16 protein-coding genes are annotated in these 18,037 nt (G+C 71.6%); 9 read left to right on the top strand and 7 right to left on the bottom strand.

All coding sequences use genetic code 11. The features are described 5' to 3' along the window. Both FL311_RS28815 and FL311_RS28820 read left to right on the top strand, forming a co-directional pair. A partial coding sequence (locus FL311_RS28815; RefSeq protein ID WP_141330035.1) for a VWA domain-containing protein occupies positions 1 to 1,134 on the top strand: 1,134 nt, incomplete at its 5' end. A gap of 18 nt (positions 1,135 to 1,152) precedes the next feature. Further along, positions 1,153 to 2,292 (top strand): hypothetical protein, encoded by a 1,140-nt coding sequence (locus FL311_RS28820; RefSeq protein ID WP_141330037.1) that lies wholly within the window; start codon positions 1,153 to 1,155, stop codon positions 2,290 to 2,292. A 9-nt stretch (positions 2,293 to 2,301) separates the two neighbouring features. On the opposite strand, the gene FL311_RS28825 is transcribed toward FL311_RS28820, so the two are convergent. Then, positions 2,302 to 2,586, bottom strand: a complete 285-nt coding sequence (locus FL311_RS28825) for a hypothetical protein (RefSeq protein ID WP_228557143.1) — start codon at positions 2,584 to 2,586, stop codon at positions 2,302 to 2,304. A 359-nt stretch (positions 2,587 to 2,945) separates the two neighbouring features. On the opposite strand from FL311_RS28825, the gene FL311_RS28830 reads away from it, so the two are divergent. Next, the gene (locus FL311_RS28830; protein WP_141330039.1) at positions 2,946 to 3,740 is read left to right on the top strand and encodes a sterol desaturase family protein; all 795 of its coding nucleotides are present in this window, start codon (positions 2,946 to 2,948) and stop codon (positions 3,738 to 3,740) included. 112 nt (positions 3,741 to 3,852) lie between these two features. Here FL311_RS28830 and FL311_RS28835 read toward each other — a convergent pair whose 3' ends face one another. After that, the gene (locus FL311_RS28835; protein WP_141330041.1) at positions 3,853 to 4,524 is read right to left on the bottom strand and encodes a hypothetical protein; all 672 of its coding nucleotides are present in this window, start codon (positions 4,522 to 4,524) and stop codon (positions 3,853 to 3,855) included. A gap of 64 nt (positions 4,525 to 4,588) precedes the next feature. Beyond that, complete coding sequence (locus FL311_RS28840; protein ID WP_141330043.1) at positions 4,589 to 5,524, bottom strand: hypothetical protein; 936 nt, start codon at positions 5,522 to 5,524, stop codon at positions 4,589 to 4,591. 403 nt (positions 5,525 to 5,927) lie between these two features. Between FL311_RS28840 and FL311_RS28845 the strand changes: the two genes are divergently transcribed. From FL311_RS28845 to FL311_RS28860, 4 genes are all read left to right on the top strand, one after another. Next, positions 5,928 to 6,329, top strand: coding sequence for a BlaI/MecI/CopY family transcriptional regulator (locus FL311_RS28845; RefSeq protein WP_141330045.1), 402 nt, complete (start codon positions 5,928 to 5,930; stop codon positions 6,327 to 6,329). Beyond that, positions 6,326 to 8,326 carry a M56 family metallopeptidase gene (locus tag FL311_RS28850; protein ID WP_141330047.1) on the top strand — a complete coding sequence of 667 codons (2,001 nt, stop codon included), beginning with the start codon at positions 6,326 to 6,328 and terminating at the stop codon, positions 8,324 to 8,326. The genes FL311_RS28845 and FL311_RS28850 overlap by 4 nt, the downstream gene beginning before the upstream one ends. A 155-nt stretch (positions 8,327 to 8,481) precedes the next feature. Beyond that, entirely contained in the window at positions 8,482 to 9,645 is a 1,164-nt protein-coding gene (locus FL311_RS28855; RefSeq protein WP_141330049.1) for a 4-hydroxy-3-methylbut-2-enyl diphosphate reductase, read from the top strand. Positions 9,646 to 9,822: 177 nt separating this feature from the next. Continuing rightward, entirely contained in the window at positions 9,823 to 10,269 is a 447-nt protein-coding gene (locus tag FL311_RS28860; protein ID WP_223752078.1) for a fibril protein, read from the top strand. Between the two features lie 30 nt (positions 10,270 to 10,299). Here the strand turns inward: FL311_RS28860 and FL311_RS28865 are convergent, their stop codons facing one another. Together FL311_RS28865 and FL311_RS28870 are read right to left on the bottom strand one after the other, a co-directional pair. Further along, entirely contained in the window at positions 10,300 to 12,072 is a 1,773-nt protein-coding gene (locus tag FL311_RS28865) for a DUF885 domain-containing protein (protein WP_141330051.1), read from the bottom strand. Positions 12,073 to 12,306: 234 nt separating this feature from the next. Further along, positions 12,307 to 12,882 (bottom strand): peroxiredoxin-like family protein, encoded by a 576-nt coding sequence (locus tag FL311_RS28870; protein WP_141330053.1) that lies wholly within the window; start codon positions 12,880 to 12,882, stop codon positions 12,307 to 12,309. A 71-nt stretch (positions 12,883 to 12,953) separates the two neighbouring features. On the opposite strand from FL311_RS28870, the gene FL311_RS28875 reads away from it, so the two are divergent. Both FL311_RS28875 and FL311_RS28880 read left to right on the top strand, forming a co-directional pair. Then, positions 12,954 to 13,895: a LysR family transcriptional regulator gene (locus FL311_RS28875; protein WP_141330055.1), complete on the top strand. Its 942-nt coding sequence runs from the start codon at positions 12,954 to 12,956 to the stop codon at positions 13,893 to 13,895. A gap of 106 nt (positions 13,896 to 14,001) precedes the next feature. After that, on the top strand, positions 14,002 to 15,879 hold the full coding sequence (locus FL311_RS28880; RefSeq protein WP_141330057.1) for a SulP family inorganic anion transporter: 1,878 nt from the start codon (positions 14,002 to 14,004) through the stop codon (positions 15,877 to 15,879). 7 nt (positions 15,880 to 15,886) lie between these two features. On the opposite strand, the gene FL311_RS28885 is transcribed toward FL311_RS28880, so the two are convergent. Beyond that, positions 15,887 to 16,357, bottom strand: a complete 471-nt coding sequence (locus tag FL311_RS28885; protein WP_141330059.1) for an MgtC/SapB family protein — start codon at positions 16,355 to 16,357, stop codon at positions 15,887 to 15,889. A 22-nt stretch (positions 16,358 to 16,379) separates the two neighbouring features. Continuing rightward, positions 16,380 to 17,735, bottom strand: a complete 1,356-nt coding sequence (locus tag FL311_RS28890; RefSeq protein WP_228557145.1) for a DUF2254 domain-containing protein — start codon at positions 17,733 to 17,735, stop codon at positions 16,380 to 16,382. Positions 17,736 to 18,037 lie beyond the last annotated feature (302 nt).

The raw sequence follows: 18,037 nt of genomic DNA on the forward strand, positions 1-18,037 counted from the left end.
CCCGTCAACCTGGCCCTCGTCGTGGACCGCTCCGGCTCCATGAGCGGCCAGAAGCTCGCCGACGCCAGGAGCGCCGCCGTGGAGCTGGTGCGCCGCCTCACCGCCGAGGACCGGCTGGCCCTCATCCACTACGGCACCGACGTGAAGGTCCTCCCCAGCCGCCCCGTCACCGAGCCCGTCCGCCAGGAGCTGCTCTCCGCCATCGCCAACATCCGCGATGATGGCTCCACCAACATCAGCGGCGGTCTCACCGAGGCCGCCGTCGCCCTGCGCCCCCACCTGCGCGAGTACCGCGTCAGCCGCGCCATCCTCCTGAGCGACGGCCAGCCCACCACCGGCATCGTCACCGAGCCGGAGCTGTTCCACCTGACGCGCCAGCTGCGCGACGAGGGCATCACCGTCAGCGCGCTCGGCGTGGGCGAGGACTACCAGGCCTCCCTCATGCGCGGCATGGCCGAGCAGGGCGGCGGCTTCTCCGGCTTCATCGAGGACTCGGCCCGGCTGGCGGAGGTCTTCTCCCGCGAGCTGGACCAGGCCACCAGCACCGTCGCCCGCCAGGTGGAGCTGCGCCTGGAGTTGCCCCCCGTCGCCCGCGACGCGCAGGTGCTCGGCCTGCCCTCCACCCGCGAGGGCACCACCCTCAAGGTGCCGCTGTACGACCTGGCCGGCGAGCAGTCCGTGCGCGTCGTCGTGAAGCTGACGCTCGACACCCAGGCCACCTCCGGCGCGCTCACGCTGCTGGAGGCCAGCGTGCACTACATGGACGTCCCCCGCGACACGCGCGCCCAGACGAAGCTGGCCCTGTCCGCCGTCGTCACCCAGGACGCCTCGCTGGTGCGCGCCAACCTGGACCGGGAGGTGCGCGTGCACGCCGTGCGAGCGTTGGGAACCCAGCAGATGCGCGCCGCGGCGGCGGAGATGAAGCGCGGCAACCGCGGCGCCGCCATGGGTCTGTTGGGCAACGCCCGGAAGCTTTTCGGCTCGTCCGCGGACGCGCTCTCGGGGGAGCTTGCGGAGCTGGACCAGACCCAGGCAGCCTATGAGGGGGCATCGAGTGACGACGAGGTCCGCCGCGAGTCGCTGAAGCTCTACAAGAAGACCATGAAGAACTTCGGCGAGAACAACGCCTACTAGTCAGGACGGTGCAGCCCCATGGCCCTCTCCCTGCAGTTCCTCCACCGCGAGGAGTTCGAGTCCCGCACCTTGCGCGCGCTGGGCGGTGGAGCGTGCATGGGCATCTTCGCGGCGCTGGCGCTGCGCCTGTGGGCCCCCTTCGAGCCCGTCGTCCGGCTGACGCTGGAGCCGGGCTACTTCGCGGTGCTGGGCGCGGCGCTCGCCGCCGCCCGGACCGCCAAGGGGGGAGGCTGGGGGCTGCGCGCGGCCCTCACCGTGCTGCCCGTCTTCCCCTTCCTCTTCTCCGCCCCGTGGCCCCTGGCCCAGAGCGTGGCGGGCTGCATCGCCGCCGCGCTGGTGACGTGGCTGGGCCATGGCCGCGAACAGCCCGGCGCCCCCGTGCCCGTCGCCCTGAGCGCCGCCGCCGCGGGCGTGCTCACCCCGGTGGGCCTGTACGTGCAGCAGGTGCTGGATGCCCGCCTCCTCGGCGACACCACATTGCTCTCCCTGGTGGTGGGCTACGCCTGCGTGGCGCTCTTCTGGTGCATCGGCACCCTGCCCTCGCACCTGGTGCTGCACACCGACGCCGTCGAGGCGCGGGGCAAGGCACTGCAGGGCACGCTCTCGGGTGAAGCCAAGGAGCTGACCACGCGCGCGCTCGGGCTGTATCAGCAGTGCAAGACCTCCGCGCTGCGCCTGCCCGCGAGCCCCGGCCGCCAGGAGCTGCTCGGCGTGGTGGAGAAGATGGCCTCCGAGAGCTTCTCGCTCGCGGAGGCCCACGCGGGCCTCACCGCGCAGCTCGACTCCGTGGTGGCCCATGACGTGGACGCACAGGTGAAGGAGCTTCGCGCCCGCGCCGCCGCCACCCAGGACACCGTGGCGCGACGCCAGCTGGAGCTCGCCGCGTCCTCACTGGGCGAGGAGCTCAACCACCTGGACGCGCTGGGTCGCAAGCAGGAGCGGCTGCTCGCCCAGCTCCACGCCCAGGTGGCGCTGCTGGAGCGCGCCCGCGTGTCCTTCGTCGGCGCGCAGGGCCACGAGCTGGGCACCAAGGGGGAGCAGGCCGCGCAGCTGGCGCGCAGGCTCAAGGGCCTGGGCGAGGAGTCCGCCACGCCGCCCGCCCCCGTGGACGACGCCGCGCGCCCCGCCACCAGCGCGGCCACGCGGCTCAACAGCTAGGCGCCGCCTTCAGGAAGCCTGGCTCTTCTTCTTGCGCGCCGCCGTCCGGCGCTGCTTGGGCTTCTGCTGCTGCGCCCGCGCCCGGAAGCTGCCGGGCGGCGCGTGCAGTTCGTCCGCGATGCGACGTTCGATGGCCTCGCGAGTGTCGCGTGCCACCAGGAGCGCCGCCTCGATTTCCTCGCGAACCCGCGCCGCCTGCTCCTCGGCCGCCGCGCGGTACTCCGAGGTGGGCCGACGTAGGGCGAGCGAGCCCCGGTCCTCCCCTTCCATCGGCTGGGTGCGCCGCGTCGTCACCGCGGCCTTTCCCCGAGCCCTGCTCCCTCGCGCCTTGTCTTCCCCAGCCTTTTCCGCCATGAGGGCCTCCCCGCGCTGATCCCTTGCGTCGAACATGGGCTCCGCGCTTCCCGCCGGGAAGTCCACCGGCCGACTCGGCCCCCACCCGGGCGGGAGGGCAGGCGTCCCACCGGGGGGACGCACAGCAGCGGTGCTTCTCTTGGGCCGCAGAAAAACGTAAAAGCCGGCCGGATGATTGTGGCGCGAGCGCGCCCGGGCCCTGCTACTCACAGCGGCGCCGCATGCCCCAGGCCGGCGGGCATGGCGCGGCCCACCTGCTCCACTGCCCCCAAGGGCAGCGTCCACCTGCGAGGCATACCGTGGCGGTCAGCGCACCCTTTTCGTTCCTGAAGAACCGGAAGCACAACCTCGACCGGATGACGCTGGGGGACCTGGTCTATTCGTTCTTCACCTACTACGCCGTGCTGGCCTACATCACCGTGGGCATCGTCAGCCTGGTGTACGCGGTGAAGTGGTTCGAGAGCCCCGTGCGCACGCTGCTCTCCATGGCGGCCGCGAGCGTGGTGTTCCCGCTCGGCTGGTTCCTGGTGCACAAGCACATCCTGCACAGCCGCTTCCTCTACAAGTCGCCCCTCACCGCGGCCACGTGGAAGCGCATCCACTTCGACCACCACCAGGACCCCAACGACTTGCGCGTGCTGTTCGGCGCGCTGGCCAACGTGCTGCCCACGGTGGGCGGGGTGATGGCGCCCTTGGGCTACCTCATCGGCGGCAAGGCGGGCGCGGCGGCGGCGCTGGGCTGGGGCATGGTGATTACGTGCTTCTATGAGTTCTGCCACTGCATCCAGCACCTGAACTACACGCCGAAGCTGGGCTTCCTGAAGGACATCAAGCGCCTGCACCTGTCGCATCACTTCCACAACGAGCAGGGCAACTACGGCATCACCAACTACTTCTGGGACCGGCTCTTCGGCACCTACTACGCCAAGGCGGGGGATTTGCCCAAGAGCCCCACCGTCTTCAACCTGGGCTACACCGCCGAGGAGGCCCAGCGCTATCCGTGGGTGGACCGGCTGTCCAACGGCACGCGCGGGGACGGACACCCCAAGCGCTTCTGGCAGGGCAAGGACGGCCAGGGCACCCAGCCCGAGTAGTCCCCGAGTACGGCGACGGGCGGGACCCCACGAGGAGGACCCGCCCGTCATCAGGGCTCACCGAAGGGCGCCGCGCTGCCGCCCTCCGGGAGCCTCCCCCCTCCCTCGTCGGCTAGAACTTCACCGCGCCGGAGGGCAGCAGCAGCGTGCTGGTCTCCACCAGGCCGTTGGAGCCCGACACGGAGGTGTCCACGATGGAGCGCGACACGTCCAGGTGGAGCACCGCGCGGCCACGCGTCCTCAGGTCGGACACCTTCGCCTCGAAGGTGATGGGCGCCACGCGGGCGTCGAGCTGCGAGGCCTGCGCGGAGTGACGGGCGAAGTCACCCATGGCGTTGAAGAACACGGTGACCTGCACCTTGTCGACGCCGGGAGGCACCGTGAAGCGCGCGGCCAGCGGCGCGTGGATGGGGTCGGCGATCTCCAGCAGGTTCGACACCACCTGCACGTTCACCGGCTTGCCCTCGGCGGTGATGGTGACGTCGGAGATGGGCACCTTCAGCGAGGTGAAGTCCATCAGGCTCTCACCCTTCAGGCGCAGCTCGAAGCTCTGCGTGGAGGGCGTGCCGGGGTCCTCGCCACCGGGCGTGGGGCCCGGGTCCTCACCGCCGGGCGTGGGGCCCGGGTCCTCGCCACCGGGCGTGGGGCCGGGGTCCTCGCCGCCGGGAACGGGCGTCTCCACGCCGGGGTCTTCATTGCCAGGGACCTGGCGGGAATCATCCCCGCCGCAGGCGGAGAACAGCAGGGCCGAGGCCCACAGGGTCGACATCAGGAACTTCTTCATGACTTGATACCTCAAAGACTTTCAGTGATTCGGATGTGTCTGGAATGGATTGGGACGCCGACGCTCACGGCAGGGGCGGGATGCAGAACAGCCCCGTGGGAATGGTCGGGTCGATGCCCAGCGCCTCCGCGGCCTCCGGCGTCGAGGGACCGGGGTCGAACCCGCCCGGGAACGGCGCCGTGGTGCAGGAGTTGTTGTAGGTGCTCAGCTGCGTGGTGAGGCTGGTCAGGTCCGCGCAGTTGACCGTACCCAGCGCGGTGAGGATGAGCTCGAGCAGGTTGGCTGGGACGGTGACGCCACCGAACACACGCTGGTTGCACGTGGCGACGAACAGCTCACGCCCGGCCAGGAAGCGGATGCGGTCCAGCTGGCTGCGCGGCAGGTTGGTGATGGGGTAGCGGTCCGGGTTGCCCCAGAGGATGCCCTCGGCGCCCGCCAGGCCGATGACGACGCCGATGCTGCCCAGCGGAATGGGCCCGCCCGCGAGGCACTGCTGCACCGCCGGGATGTGGTTGCGCCAGAAGTCCAGCCCACGCGTCGCGTTCTCGCACACCTCGCCCGAGGGGTCTCCACAGGTGACGCGCGCGGTGCACAGCGAGCTGCCCAGGTCGAAGCCCGCGGTGAACGTGTTGTCGATGTTGTTGTCCGGCAGGCCGTCCAGCAGCGCCAGCGCCCGGCACTCCTCGACCGTGTCCAGGGTGACGCTGAAGTTCGACGTCACCGACGCGCCCACCGGAATCACCACCGGCGGCGGCGGATTGAAGACGAACCCCTCACCCGCCAGCAACGGGTCCGTGGCCGTCAACAAGATGGACGGCAACGTCGGATGCACGTTGTTGACCTGGAAGCTGAAGTTCGCGGTGAACGGATACGTCGAGGCCGTCACCGACGCCTGACCGTTCACCAGCTTGGTGCACGTCAAATCGTGCGCCTGGGCCACTCCAGAGAACCCCACCACCGCGGCACAAGCCGCCCCCATCCAACTGCTCAACGCCTTCATGTGTCTGCCTCGTCTTTGCTTCGCGGCTCGAGCCCCGATGACCCGCGCCGGGCAGACCCTTTTTCACCGGATGTGCCACGCGCCCGACCTGTCAGGTCGCCTCCGCGGCAACGCACCCACCTCCCCCCAGTCCGACCTGCCTGGACCCGGGGGAAGCTTGCGTGGCCCTCGCGCTTCCCTCCGTGGGCAGAAATCTTCCCACCCGGAAAAACGGATTCTTCTCCTCGTGGGTAAAACCTGGGAGCAGGCAGGCGTCCCGCTGGGGAAGCTACGGCCCTTGCGCTGACGTCACCCACACCTCGGGAGTGAATCCCACCCCATGGTCGGCATCTACGAAGACCTTCGTTGACATCTACGAATCCGTTCGTATGATGGCCTCGTGGATGTTCGAAGCGAGGGAGTCATGAGCGAGGCGGTGCTGCCGCGCCCCACGGATGGCGAGCTGGCCATCCTGCGGGTGCTGTGGGAGCGAGGAGACAGCACGGTGCGGGAGGTCCATGAGGTCCTCTCGCGGCGCGAGCCTGGGGACGCGGGCCCGGGCTACACGACGGTGCTGAAGCTGATGCAGATCATGACGGACAAGGGCCTGGTGGAGCGCGACGAGACGCAGCGCGCGCACGTCTACCGGGCGAAGGCGACCGAGCAGCGCACGCAGCGGCAGCTGGTGACGGACCTGGTGGAGCGCGCCTTCGGTGGCTCTCCGGCGCGGCTGGCCATGCAGGCGTTGTCCTCGCGCAAGACGAGCCCCCAGGAGCTGGCGCAGCTGCGTCAGTTGCTCGATTCCCTGGAAGGAGCGGACGAATGAGCAGCCTGGTGATGGAGTCGCTGGGGTGGGCGCTGGTGCACTCGCTCTGGCAGGGCGCGCTGGTGGCGGTGGGGCTGGCGGCGGCGCTGTTGACGGTGGGCCGTCACGCGGCGAACGCGCGGTATGCCCTGGCGTGTGGCGCGCTGGTGCTGGCCGTGGCGCTGCCGGTGGCCACGGGCGTGCGCCACGCCATGCGGGCCCGGGCCGAGCAGTCCGCGTCCTGGCGAGGCGAGGCGACCCCGGCGTTCCAGGCGGCGCGGGCGCAGGTGATGGAGCGCGTGTCGCGGGCGCTCCGGGTCGACAGCCGGCCCGCGCTCGAGGCCGCGCGCGACCCGGGCTTCGACTGGCGCCATGCGACGCCGGCCACGACGCTGGCGTGGCTCTGGGAGCGCGCGAGCAAGGCCGCCCCCGCGCTCTTGCGCTGGCTGGTGTTCGCGTGGGTGGCGGGCGTGGGGCTCAGCTCCGGACGGCTGACGGCGGAGTGGGTGCGGCTGCACCAGCTGGCGCGCCGCGCGCTGCCCGCGCCCCAGGAGTGGCAGGAGCGGCTGGACGCGCTGTCGGGCCGCCTGGGCCTGAAGCGCGCGGTGCGGCTGCTCCAGTCGGTGGAGGTGGACGTGCCCTCCACGGTGGGCTGGCTGTCGCCGGTGGTGCTGCTGCCCGTATCCACGCTGTCCGGACTGCCCGCGCGGCAGCTGGAGATGGTGCTGGCGCATGAGCTGGCCCACATCCGCCGGCATGACTTCGCGGTGAACCTGGCGCAGGTGGTGGTGGAGACGCTCTTCTTCTACCACCCGGCCGTGCGGTGGATGTCCAACGTCATCCGCGTGGAGCGCGAGCACTGCTGCGACGACGTGGCCGTGGGCGCGAGCCCCAACCCGGTCTCCTACGCCCGCGCCCTCACCGCGCTGGAGACGCTGCGCGTGATGCCCGCCGTCGAAAGCCACGCCATGTCCGCCCTGGGCGGCTCGCTGCCCGAGCGCGTTCGCCGCCTCGTGTCCCCGCCCACGTCGCGCTGCTCCTCTCGCTGGGTGGCGGGGGCCTCCGTGCTCACGCTCATCAGCGGCCTCGCCGTCGCCGCGCCCCTGGCGTCGCTGGTGATGGCCCAGACGCCTCCGCGCACCCTCGCCGTGCTCCCCGCGCCTCCCGCGCCTCCCGCTCCCGCCGCGCCTCCCGCGCCCCCCTTCCCCGCGATGGACGTGAAGGTGGACTTCGCGCCGAAGGTGAAGCTCGCGGCCGCGCCGAAGGTGAAGGTGGACTTCGAGCGCGAGGACGACGTCGACGGGAGCACCCGGGTGGGCGCGGGGCAGCCGCTCTCCGTGGACCAGCTGGTGGCGCTGAAGGTCGCCGGCGTCACGCCGGAGCGGGTGAAGGAGCTGCGCGGGATGGGCCTCGAGCCCACCGTGTCCAACCTGGTGGGCATGGGCCACGCGGGCGTCACCCCCGAGTTCGTGAAGCGGATGAACGAGGTCTTCGGCCGCAAGCTGGAGGCGGGCATGTTGGTGGAGCTGCGCCACCTGGGCGTCACGCCGGAGTACGTCGCGGCGCTCTCGGGCGCGGGCTTCGAGACGAAGAACCCGCGCGACGTGATGGACGCGCGCGCCGTGGGCGTGAGCGAGCAGTACGTCCAGGGCTTGAAGGAGGCGGGCTACTCGGGCCTGCCGCTCCAGCAGGTCATCGAGCTGCGCGCGGTGGGCGTGGACCCGGGCTTCATCAGCGCGCTGGGCAAGTCGGGGCTGACGAAGCTGACGGCGGACCAGCTCCAGGAGCTGCGCGCGGTGGGCGTCAACCCGGCGTGGCTGGAGCAGATGCGCTCGGCGGGCGTGGACACGAAGGACCCGCGGGTCCTCACCGAGCTGCGCGCGGTGGGCGTCAACCCGGACTTCCTGCGCGAGCTGAACGCCGCGGGACTGAAGAACCTCACGCCCGAGGAGCTGGTGCGCCTGCGCACCGGCGGCGTGGACGCCGAGTTCATCCGGCGCATGCGCGACACGAAGTAACACCTGTTACACCGTCACGCCGAGGTCGGAGGGCTTTCTCCCTCCGGCCTCCGGACACCCCACCGCTCATCACCGCCTTCCCACGGCGGCGTGCCCCACCCGAGGGGCGCGCGCCGGACGGGAGGGCTCCATCCTCGAATCGAAGGAGCCTCACCATGCGCCGAGCGTCGTCCTCGTGGTTGTTGTGTGTCCTCATGCTGGTGGCCAGCGCCGCGTCCGCCGCGAGCGAGCTGCGCGGGACGTGGAGCGCGTCCACGCACGAGAAGTCCCCCGACAAGCTCCACCTCAACCTGAGCCACCCCGAGGACGAGCGGAAGGGACGGGGGCGGCTGGGCTTCACCGAGCCCCGCGCCTCCTTCCAGGGCCTGTCCACCGGGGACGGGCCGGCCACCTTCACCCTGCCGCGCGAGGCGGGCACGTTCGCCTTCACCGGCAGCTTCCAGGACGGCGAGGGCGCGGGCCACTACCGCTTCACCCCCAGCGACGCCTATCTCAAGGCCATGGCCTCGCTCGGTTACGCCTCGCTGACGCCGAACCAGCAGTTCCAGCTCGCCGCCACGGGCGTCACCACCCAGCGCATCAAGGACCTGGGGGCCGCGGGCTACAAGGACATCCCCGTCGAGAAGCTGCTGATGGTGGGCATCTTCGACATCACGCCCGAGTACGTGAAGGAGCTGTCGAGGCTGGGCTACGACAAGCTGGACCTGGATGAGCTGGTGCAGGGCCGCATCCACGGCGTCACGCCGCAGCGGGTGAAGGAGCTGGCGGACGCGGGCTACGCGAAGCTCGCGTGGGACGACCTCATCGCCATGAACATCCACGGCGTCACGCCCGCCTTCGTGAAGGAGATGAAGGAGCTGGGCTTCAAGGACGTGGGGCCCGAGAACATCGTCTCGCTGCGCATCCACGGCGTCAGCGCGGACTTCGCCCGGCAGATGCGCGAGCTGGGCTTCCAGGACCTCGCGGCCGACACGCTGGTCAACTTCCGCATCCACGGCGTCACGCCGGACTTCGTGAAGGAGATGCGCCAGCTGGGCTTCCAGGACCTGGGCCCGGACGAGCTGGTCAACTTCCGCATCCACGGCGTGAGGCCCGCCTTCGTGAAGGAGATGCGCGAGCTGGGCTTCGCGAAGCTCACGTCGGACGAGCTGGTCAACTTCCGCATCCACGGCGTCACGGCGGACTTCGTGAAGAAGCTGCGCGACGCGGGCTACACGAACATCACGCCGGAGGAGCTGGTGCGCCTGCGCATCCACGGCATCGACGAGACGTTCATGCGCGCCATGTCCCAGGGCGACAAGCCCAAGGGCGGGAAGTAGACGGCGCCCGGTTCTGGAAGGACCAGGGGGCGCCGGGGCCGGGGCGCTCGGGCGGGCGGGGGCCCGCCGCCAGGGCGTGGGAGCGTCGACTGGACGACGGAACGCGGGGGGAAGGCCGTGCACGCGCCGGACACCGGCCACACCTTCGCCGCGGGTGGCGTGGAGGAGGTGGGTGCAATGGTGTCACTGCGAATCGCGTGTGTCGGGTTGCTGGCGCTTTCGGCGTGTTCCTCGTCGAGGCCCTCGGTGGTGAGGGCCCCCCGGCAGGAGGCCGCGCCCGTCGCGACCTTCCCGGACGAGGGAGGCACCTACGGCTACCGCGCGGAGGACCCGGTGCGGGTGGGCTGGGGCAACCCGGGCATCCTGGCCTTCTTCGAGCTGCTGCGCGGCCCCCAGGGACAGCGCGTGGCTTGGAAGCGGCTGGGGCCGTGTGATGAGGGCCCCTCGCGGGAGTACGCGGACCTGGTGATGTTCGAGGTGAGCTACGACGGGCTGGGGCTCCCGGTGCGCATGTACCTGGACCCCAACCACGGGGCGTCCATCCGCGCGCCCCGGGGATTCACCATCGAGGGCCTGTCCTCGCGCGACACGCCCCAGACGCCCGAGGACGTCATCGAGCTGTAGTCGCGCGAGGCGTCGAGCGCGGGTGCTCGGCTACTCCAGCGACGGCGCCTCGTCGCCGGGGATGAGCACCTTGCGCGCGAGCGATACGGGCAGGCCCAGCTGCAGGAAGCGGTCGTGGAAGTCCTTCAGCACGAACTTCTTGCCGCTCGCCTCCAGGTGCTTCTTGTAGTCCTCGCGCAGCTTCAGAATCTGCATGCGGCCCAGCGCGTAGTACAGGTACGTGGGGTTGGAGGTGCCGCGCTCCACCTCGCGCAGCGCGGGGAAGGGCTCGAAGTAGGCAATCTCCGCGTAGCGCTTCGCCACGGCCTCCACCGGCTCGTTGTACACGTGCAGCGCGAGCGCCGCGTACCAGCGCGCGTGACGCTGGAGCGCGCGGCGCAGCTGGCCCAGGCGCACCGCCGGGTCACCCTGCCCCAGGCCCTCGTCCACCATCATCTGTTCGGCGTAGTGGGCCCAGCCCTCCACCACGGAGGCGGGGGTGAAGACCTTGCGCACGTCGGTGGGAATCTTCGCCCCGTAGAGCAGCTGCACGAAGTGGCCGGGCATGGCCTCGTGCACGGTGATGCCCAGCAGGCCCGCGCGGTTGAAGTACGTCAGGTGCTGCGCCTTCTCCTCGGTGGACCACTCCGCCTCCACGTTGGTGATGTTGTAGTAGGCCTCCTGGGCCTTGCTCTCGAAGGGGCCCGGCGTGTCCATGGACGCGAAGCCCAGCCGCTCGTACGGGGGCGTCTCGCGCACGGACGGCAGCGAGTCCGAGGGCAGCGTGAGGATGTCCTTCTCCCGCACGAAGCGCTGCAGCTCCACCAGCTGCTGGCGCGCCAGGGGGATGAGCTCCTCGGCCTGCGGGTGGTCCTTCACCAGGGCGGCCATCACCTCCGCGGGGGACTTCGTCGGGTCCACCTTGGCCGTCTCGCGCGCCACCCAGGCCTGGTACTCGCGGATGGCCCGCTCGTTGATGTCGCGCAGCTGGTCCGCGTTCAGCGTGATGTGCTCCTCCAGGGCCAGCTTCTTCTCGAACCGCTCGCGGCCCAGGCGGAAGTCACCGGTGGCGCGGGGGAGCAAATCCTGCTCCAGCCACGCGGTGAAGGCCTCCATCTGCTCGAGCGCCTTGGCGCGCGCGGCGTCGAACTCCTGGCGCTCGGCGGGGGGCAGCTTGTCGGCGCCCTGGGCCTCGAGCGCGCGAGGCAGGTCCACGCGCAGGTACACCTGGGTGCCGCGCGCGTCGCGGATGGCCTGCTCGGCCCACAGGCGGGGCACGTCCTGGAGGTTCGCCTTGGCGGCCTCGAGCACGCGCGGGATGTCGTTCATGCGCGAGCGCATGTCCATCATCCGCTCGGACAGGGGCGCGAAGTCGCGCGAGGACAGGCTGGACAGTCCACCGGAGACGAGCCCCACGTAGGCGCCCGGGTTGCGGCGCCAGACGCGCTCCTCTTCCAGCTCCAGCAGCTCCGCGCGGATGGCGTTCTCCAGCACCACGCCGTCGACGGCGTCGTCACCGGTGAGGGCCGAGCAGTTCACCTGCTCCAGCCGGGTGAGCCAGCCGCGCAGCGCCTCCGCCTTCCGGGCGAGCGCGACCTGCGAGACGTCCTGCAGGTGGGCGTCGTGCTTGTGGAAGCCCAGGCGCGTGGCGCGCACGGGGTTGGCGGCGGAGAACCAGTCGAGGTACTCGCGGATGAAGTGGGAGTAGGCGGTGGTGGCCGCGTGCGAGGGCGTGGGGAGGGAGGACGCATCCCTTCCTTCCTTCGGGCGCGAGGCACACGCGCAGACACTGGCCAGCAGGACGACGGCGACACGGATACGCATGAGGGCTCTCATCGAGATTGACGGGCCCCAGTGTCCGCACTGTGCGCCGGAAGGGGTAGGCGGAAACAAGGGCAGACGTCGGAGGCCGTCCTGCGCTCAACCCGCCACGTCGCCCCCGAGGTCACGGTTGACCGTGTGGTGAAGCACCCTTGCGTGTCCACGCCCGTGGGTCCGTCGTGCGGAGGACGCTCGCGTGCCTGGCTGCGTTCTCGTCGTGACGACGAAGCGAGCCCCTCACGAGGCGCGAGCCTCCTGGCCCCTCGAGGTCCGCGCGAGCGCGAGCACGTCCTCCACCTCCCAGTGGTCATCCGCGTGGCGTCCCCGATGGAGCGCGAGCACCCGCCCCGTGGCATCCAGGAGGAAGTCCGCGGGCAGCCCCTGGGCCCCGCCTTCCCCCGCGAAGGGATTCGAGGGGACGGAGGCCAGCCCCTTCACGGCCGCCAGCATGGCCCGCGGATGGAGCGCCGAGACCCGGGACTGCTCCACCCCGAAGTGTCGGTACCAACGACGCTCCGGGTCCGGCACCACGGGGAAGGGCAGGTCCCCCTGATAGGGCCGCATGGACGCCTCGGTGGAGTGGAAGAACGCCACCGGGTGGACCCCCTCCGCCTCCAGCTGCTCCCGGGCGGCGGCGAACCTGCGCACGTGCAGGTTGCAGATGGGGCAGCCCGCGAACCGCCGGAACTGCAGGTGCGTGAGCGCGCCGGCGCTCCGCAGCGGGAGCTCCAGCGAGCCCTGGGTGAGCGTGGTGACGAGGAAGGGGGCGATGACCTCGCCGACCTGGAGACGGGAGCGCTTGTTGGAGTCCATTCGCGCAACCTAGCGGCGCGGGGCGCCATCGCGCCGCTTCATCTCCGACATGGGCATCATGGCATGATTCGATGATGCGCTTCGACCGCCTCGACCCCTCGCACCTCCACGCGCTGCAGGTCCTGCTGGAGGAGCGGCACGTCACGCGCGCCGCCCGACGCCTCGGCATCAGCCAGTCCTCCCTGAGCCATCGGCTGCGGCGCCTGCGTGAGTCGCTGGGTGACCCCTTGCTGGTGCGCTCGGGCCCGGGGCTCGTGCCCACGCCGCGCGCGGAGGCCATCGCCCCCCGGCTCACCGAGGCCCTCCGGGCGCTCGAGGCCGCCGTGAGCCTCCCGGCGGCGTTCGACCCGGCGACGTACAGCGGGGCGCTGACGCTGGTGATGCCGGACCTGTTCGTCCCCGTGCTCTCGAATCTCCTCGCCGCCCTCCAGCGGACGGCCCCAGCGCTGAGCCTGCGCGCGCGGCCCCTGTCTCCGGAGCTGCCGCGACTGCTCGCCGAGGGCCCGCTGTGCCTCGCGCTCGCGCCCTCGCACTTCGCGGACGCCACCACCCACGCGCGACTGCTGGCCGAGCCGAGGTTCGCCGTCGTCGGACGCCGAGGCCACCCGGCGCTGCGCCAGCGCCTGACGCTCTCGCGCTGGCTGGCCCACGGGCACGTCGTCGTCCATGTCGGCGGCGAGCGGGTCAACCCCCTGGCGGAGCTGCTCGCGCGCCAGGGGCTGCGGCGGCACGTCGCCCTGGAGGCGCCGTCGTTCCTCTCCGGACTCCAGGCGCTGGCCCACTCGGACCTGCTGATGAACGTCCCCATGCCGCTCTTCGCTGACGCCATCCGCGCGCTGGACCTGGAGACCTGCCCACCTCCCATCGCCCTGCCGCGCGTCCGCTTCGCCATGCAGTGGCACGAGCGCTTCCAGCACGACGCCGCGCACCGGTGGGTCCGGGACCAGGTCTTCTCGGCGGTCCGCCCGCTGCTCCACAAGCCCGGCGCATCCCCGGGCGCGCGCGCCACCTGAGCGCTCGCGCCCACCCGGCTCCCTGGCCGCCCCGTCCCATCGGGCGATGCCCGCGAGCCGTGCGCTCTCCAATGTGCGGGGACCCGATGGGCCGGAGGGCCGCCGCATGTCCACGCATCCGCAGCGACACACCTCCCACGCGCGCCCTCTCGCCCGCCACCTGCCCTTCCTCGCCTGGCTCCCCGCGTGGCGCCCCAGCTCGCTCAAGCGCGACCTGGTGGCGGCCCTCACCATCACCGCGCTGCAGATACCGGAGGCCATGGCCTACGCGGAGCTGGCGGGCGTCCCGCCGCAAGCCGCCTTCTACGCCGGCCCGGTGGCGCTGGTGCTCTACGCCCTGCTGGGCACGTCGCGCCAGCTCGTCGTCGCCATCTCCGCCACGGTGGCCGTGCTCTCCGCGTCCACGGTGGCGAGCCTCGCCGAGAGCGGCACCCCGCGCTTCATCGCGCTGACGGCCGCGCTCGCGATGCTCGCCGGGGTCATCTCCATCCTGGCCGGCGTGCTCAAGCTGGGCCGCATCGCCCAGTTCTTCTCCGACTCACTCCTCACGGGCTTCGTCTTCGGGCTCGCGCTCGTCATCGCCATCAAGCAGGTGCCCAAGCTGCTCGGCATCCAGGCCGGGAGCGGCAACTTCTTCGAGCGGCTCTGGGACCTCGTCACCCACCTGCCGCGGACACACCCGCTCACGCTCGTCGTCGGCGCGGTGAGCCTGGGGCTGTTGCTCGTGCTGGGCCGCTGGGTGCCGAAGCTGCCCGCGTCCCTCGTGGTGCTCGTGCTGGGCACCGCGTGCATCGGCCTGCTGGGACTCCAGGGCCACGGCGTGAAGGTGGTGGGCGACATCCCCTCGGGCCTCTCCGGTCCCGCGCTTCCCGACGTCGGCTTGAAGGACCTGCTGGGCCTGCTGCCGGGGGCGTGCGGCATCGCGCTGGTCACCTTCGCGGAGGCCATCGGCCCCGCGCGTGTGCTCGCATCGAAGCACCGCTACGAGGTGGACGCGAACCAGGAGCTCATCGGCCTGGGCGCGGCCAACCTGGGCGCCGGGCTCTTCCGCGGGCTCTCGGTGGGCTGCAGCCTCTCGAAGTCCGCGGCCAACGACGCGGCCGGCGCGCGCACGCAGATGCCCAGCCTGCTCGCCGCGGCGCTGCTCGCGCTGGTGGCGCTCTTCTTCACGCCGCTGTTCCGCACGCTGCCGGAGGCCACCCTGGCCGCCATCGTGGTCCTGGCCACCGCGGGGATGATGGACGTGAAGCAGATGCGCCGCCTCTTCGCGCTGCGCCGCACCGACTTCCTGCTGGCCATGGGCGCGCTGCTGAGCGTCCTCGTGCTCGAAGTGCTCCCCGGGCTGATGGTGTCGGTGGGGCTCTCGGTGGCCTTCCTCGTGTGGCGGGCGAGCCAGCCCCGGCTGAGCGAGCTGGGCCGCGTCCCGGGCACCCTGGACTTCGCCGACATCCACCGCCGCCCGGCGCCCCTGCGCGTCCCGGGCCTGCTGATACTCCGGCCGAACGAGGGCATCTTCTTCGCCAACGCCACCGCGCTGCGCGACGCCGTCATCGCGCACGTGGACCAGTCGAGCGCGCCCGTGCACACGGTGCTGCTGGACCTGGAGGTGACGGCGGACCTGGACGTGCCCGGCGCGGACATGCTCGGTGAGCTGAAGGAGTCGCTCGACCAGCGCGACATCACGCTGATGTTGTCCCGCGTGCTCGCGCCCACCCAGGCCCTGCTGGACAGGACCGGGGTGACGGACCGCCTGGGCGACGGGGACCTCCAGCCGCAGACGCTCAACGGCGTCATCGAGTACCTCACCCGCAGGGCCCACCACTCGCAGGAGGAGTGGGCCCTCATCCGGGATGGGCTCCACCGCCTGGGCGAGCTCGTCGACGAGGCACACGACGCCTCGGAGGATGAGGCGGAGCGCCGACGGCTGGAGGAGCTGCGTCGCACCCTCGCGCGGCTCGACACGTCCCACGGCCCTCCGAAGTGACGGCGGCTCAGCGCGGTGGGTCCTGCTTCTGCTCCCCACGCAGCTCGCGCATGATTCTGCGGCGGTGGAAGACGCGAATCTCCAGCAGCCCCACCAACCAGCTCGTCAGGGAGATGGCGGGCGCCACGCAAGCGGCGAGCAACGGGTTGCCCAGCGCGGCCTCACAGCCCACCGCCGCGGCAATCCAGATGGAGGCGGCCGTCGTGATGCCGAAGATGGCGCTCCCCCGCTTGAGCACGCTCGCCGCGCCCACGAACCCGATGCCCGAGGCCACGCCCTGGATGATGCGCAGCGCCTCCCCGGGGGTCGCCATCAGGTTCGCCCCGGAGGTGCAGAAGAGGGCGGCGCCCAACGTCACCAGGTAGTGCGTCCGGACCCCGCCCGGCCGCTTGCGGTACGGAAGCCCCAGGACGATGCCGGCCCCCCCGGCCACGAGCAGCCGGACCAGCATCTCTCCACTCCCGAACTCGGCCGCCATCCCTGACTCCTCGCGCGTCCGCTCAGAAACCGATGGCCGGAAGCGGTGGCATGGGCCCTCCGTCGAGCGCCCGCTCCAGCGCCTCGGCGTGACGCTGAAGCAGCGGGCCCACCCCGACGCCCTGTCTCGCCGCCCGCTCGGCGACGGTCGGGATGGAGCGCAGCAGCTCGCGCGCCGCGGACCGGTCCTCCGCGTCCCGCGCGCGCTGCCCCACGGCCGCGGCCAGGCGCATGAGCCGCAGCGCCACGGTGGGCTCCGAGGCGCCATAGCGCAGGAGCGGCTCCGCGACCGACGCCAGGTAGTCCCGCAGCGTGGGGCCGTGCAGGAACACGCGCGGCGTCCCGGCGTCGTCCGCCAGCACCCGGGGCCCCAGGCGCATCGGGCTCAGCTCGCACAGGAGGAACGTGAGCTGGTCCAGCGCCTCGACGGCGGTGTACGGGTCATTGACGCCAGGGGACAAGGCCTTGAGGGCCACGTCCACCAGCTGCCGCACGCCCAGGGCGATGTCCCGGTCCTCGTCCCGCCAGTGGTCCAGGCGGATGGCGCGGCCCATCGCCTCCACCAGCTCCCGCCGCGAGGGGGGCCCTCGGGCAGGCTCCACCTCGACCTGGCCGACCTGCTCACCCCGAATCACCGGCTCGCCGATGGCGCGCTCCAGATGGATGACCCAGCGCTTCGTCGTCGCCACCTCCAGCAGGGCCTTCGCATCGACGGCGGCGATGAAGCCGTCACCAGGGCTTCGCAGCGGCATCGCCACCGCCGCGCGAACACGCGCGGGAGGTGGCGCCTCCAGGTCCCCCTCGCGGAACCGCTCGAGCTCGCGCGCGACCGTCAGCGTCTCCTGACGCACCCGCCGGACCAGGTTCTCCACGCGCATGAGCTGGAAGGTCTGGAGCACCTGGAAGACGAGCGCCCCCTCGCAGGCGATGAGCAGCAGCATGGCCAGGGCGAGCGCCGGTCGCGGCATGCGCTCCAGCCCCGAGACGAACCCGAACTCATGCGCCGCCACGAGGCAGAAGACGCTCGTGGCCACGAACACCGGGATGACCACGCGGATGCCAGTGCCATGCAGATACAGACGCAATAGACGTGGCGAATACTGCCCCGCGGCGTTCTGCACCACGAGCATGGACAGGGACAGCACGATGCTCAGCGAGGTCAGCGCGATGCCCAGCACCGCGGAGAGCATGCCGCGCGCCTCGGCGGCCGTGGCCCGCCAGGCCGCGCCACTCAGCAGGCGGGGCAGGAGGGTCGGGGAGGGCTCCACCAGGAGCACGGCCAGACAGGCGCCGAGAGCGGCTCCCACGACGGGCGGAATCCAGGACTGGTGACGCACCCGTCCGCGCAGGGGCAAGGCCTCTCGCGGCCGGGCCCGCATCCCACGCCCCGGCCGTGCCTCCGCCCGCGCAAACGCCTGTGCGCCCGCCATGTGCGTCACCTCCGTGCCATGCGCCCCGCCCCTGCCCGAACCCAGCCCCTCTTCGTCGAAGCTGGGCCCCCACGGAGGCGGGCACAACGCGGGCCCGGCCCGCGAGACGAGCGTCCGCACCGCCCGTGAGCGCTCCGCACCTGCCTCGACGAGCCCCACCTCCTGGGAGGCGGCCTCGCGGTAACACCTCTGCCCACCTCGAAAGCGGGAGCACACCCCTTCCCTCGCGGCGTGCCCGTGGATACCTGGAG

Source organism: Myxococcus sp. AB025B (assembly GCF_006518215.1).
In the GTDB taxonomy this organism is placed as follows: Bacteria; Myxococcota; Myxococcia; order Myxococcales; family Myxococcaceae; genus Myxococcus; species Myxococcus fulvus.

Coding starts and splice junctions, on each gene's coding strand:
- FL311_RS28820 (WP_141330037.1), top strand. CDS start 1,153: ATGGCCCTCTCCCTGCAGTTCCTCCACCGCGAGGAGTTCGAGTCCCGC.
- FL311_RS28835 (WP_141330041.1), bottom strand. CDS start 4,524: ATGAAGAAGTTCCTGATGTCGACCCTGTGGGCCTCGGCCCTGCTGTTC.
- FL311_RS28840 (WP_141330043.1), bottom strand. CDS start 5,524: ATGAAGGCGTTGAGCAGTTGGATGGGGGCGGCTTGTGCCGCGGTGGTG.
- FL311_RS28845 (WP_141330045.1), top strand. CDS start 5,928: ATGAGCGAGGCGGTGCTGCCGCGCCCCACGGATGGCGAGCTGGCCATC.
- FL311_RS28850 (WP_141330047.1), top strand. CDS start 6,326: ATGAGCAGCCTGGTGATGGAGTCGCTGGGGTGGGCGCTGGTGCACTCG.
- FL311_RS28855 (WP_141330049.1), top strand. CDS start 8,482: ATGCGCCGAGCGTCGTCCTCGTGGTTGTTGTGTGTCCTCATGCTGGTG.
- FL311_RS28860 (WP_223752078.1), top strand. CDS start 9,823: ATGGTGTCACTGCGAATCGCGTGTGTCGGGTTGCTGGCGCTTTCGGCG.
- FL311_RS28865 (WP_141330051.1), bottom strand. CDS start 12,072: ATGCGTATCCGTGTCGCCGTCGTCCTGCTGGCCAGTGTCTGCGCGTGT.
- FL311_RS28870 (WP_141330053.1), bottom strand. CDS start 12,882: ATGGACTCCAACAAGCGCTCCCGTCTCCAGGTCGGCGAGGTCATCGCC.
- FL311_RS28875 (WP_141330055.1), top strand. CDS start 12,954: ATGATGCGCTTCGACCGCCTCGACCCCTCGCACCTCCACGCGCTGCAG.
- FL311_RS28880 (WP_141330057.1), top strand. CDS start 14,002: ATGTCCACGCATCCGCAGCGACACACCTCCCACGCGCGCCCTCTCGCC.
- FL311_RS28885 (WP_141330059.1), bottom strand. CDS start 16,357: ATGGCGGCCGAGTTCGGGAGTGGAGAGATGCTGGTCCGGCTGCTCGTG.
- FL311_RS28890 (WP_228557145.1), bottom strand. CDS start 17,735: ATGCGGGCCCGGCCGCGAGAGGCCTTGCCCCTGCGCGGACGGGTGCGT.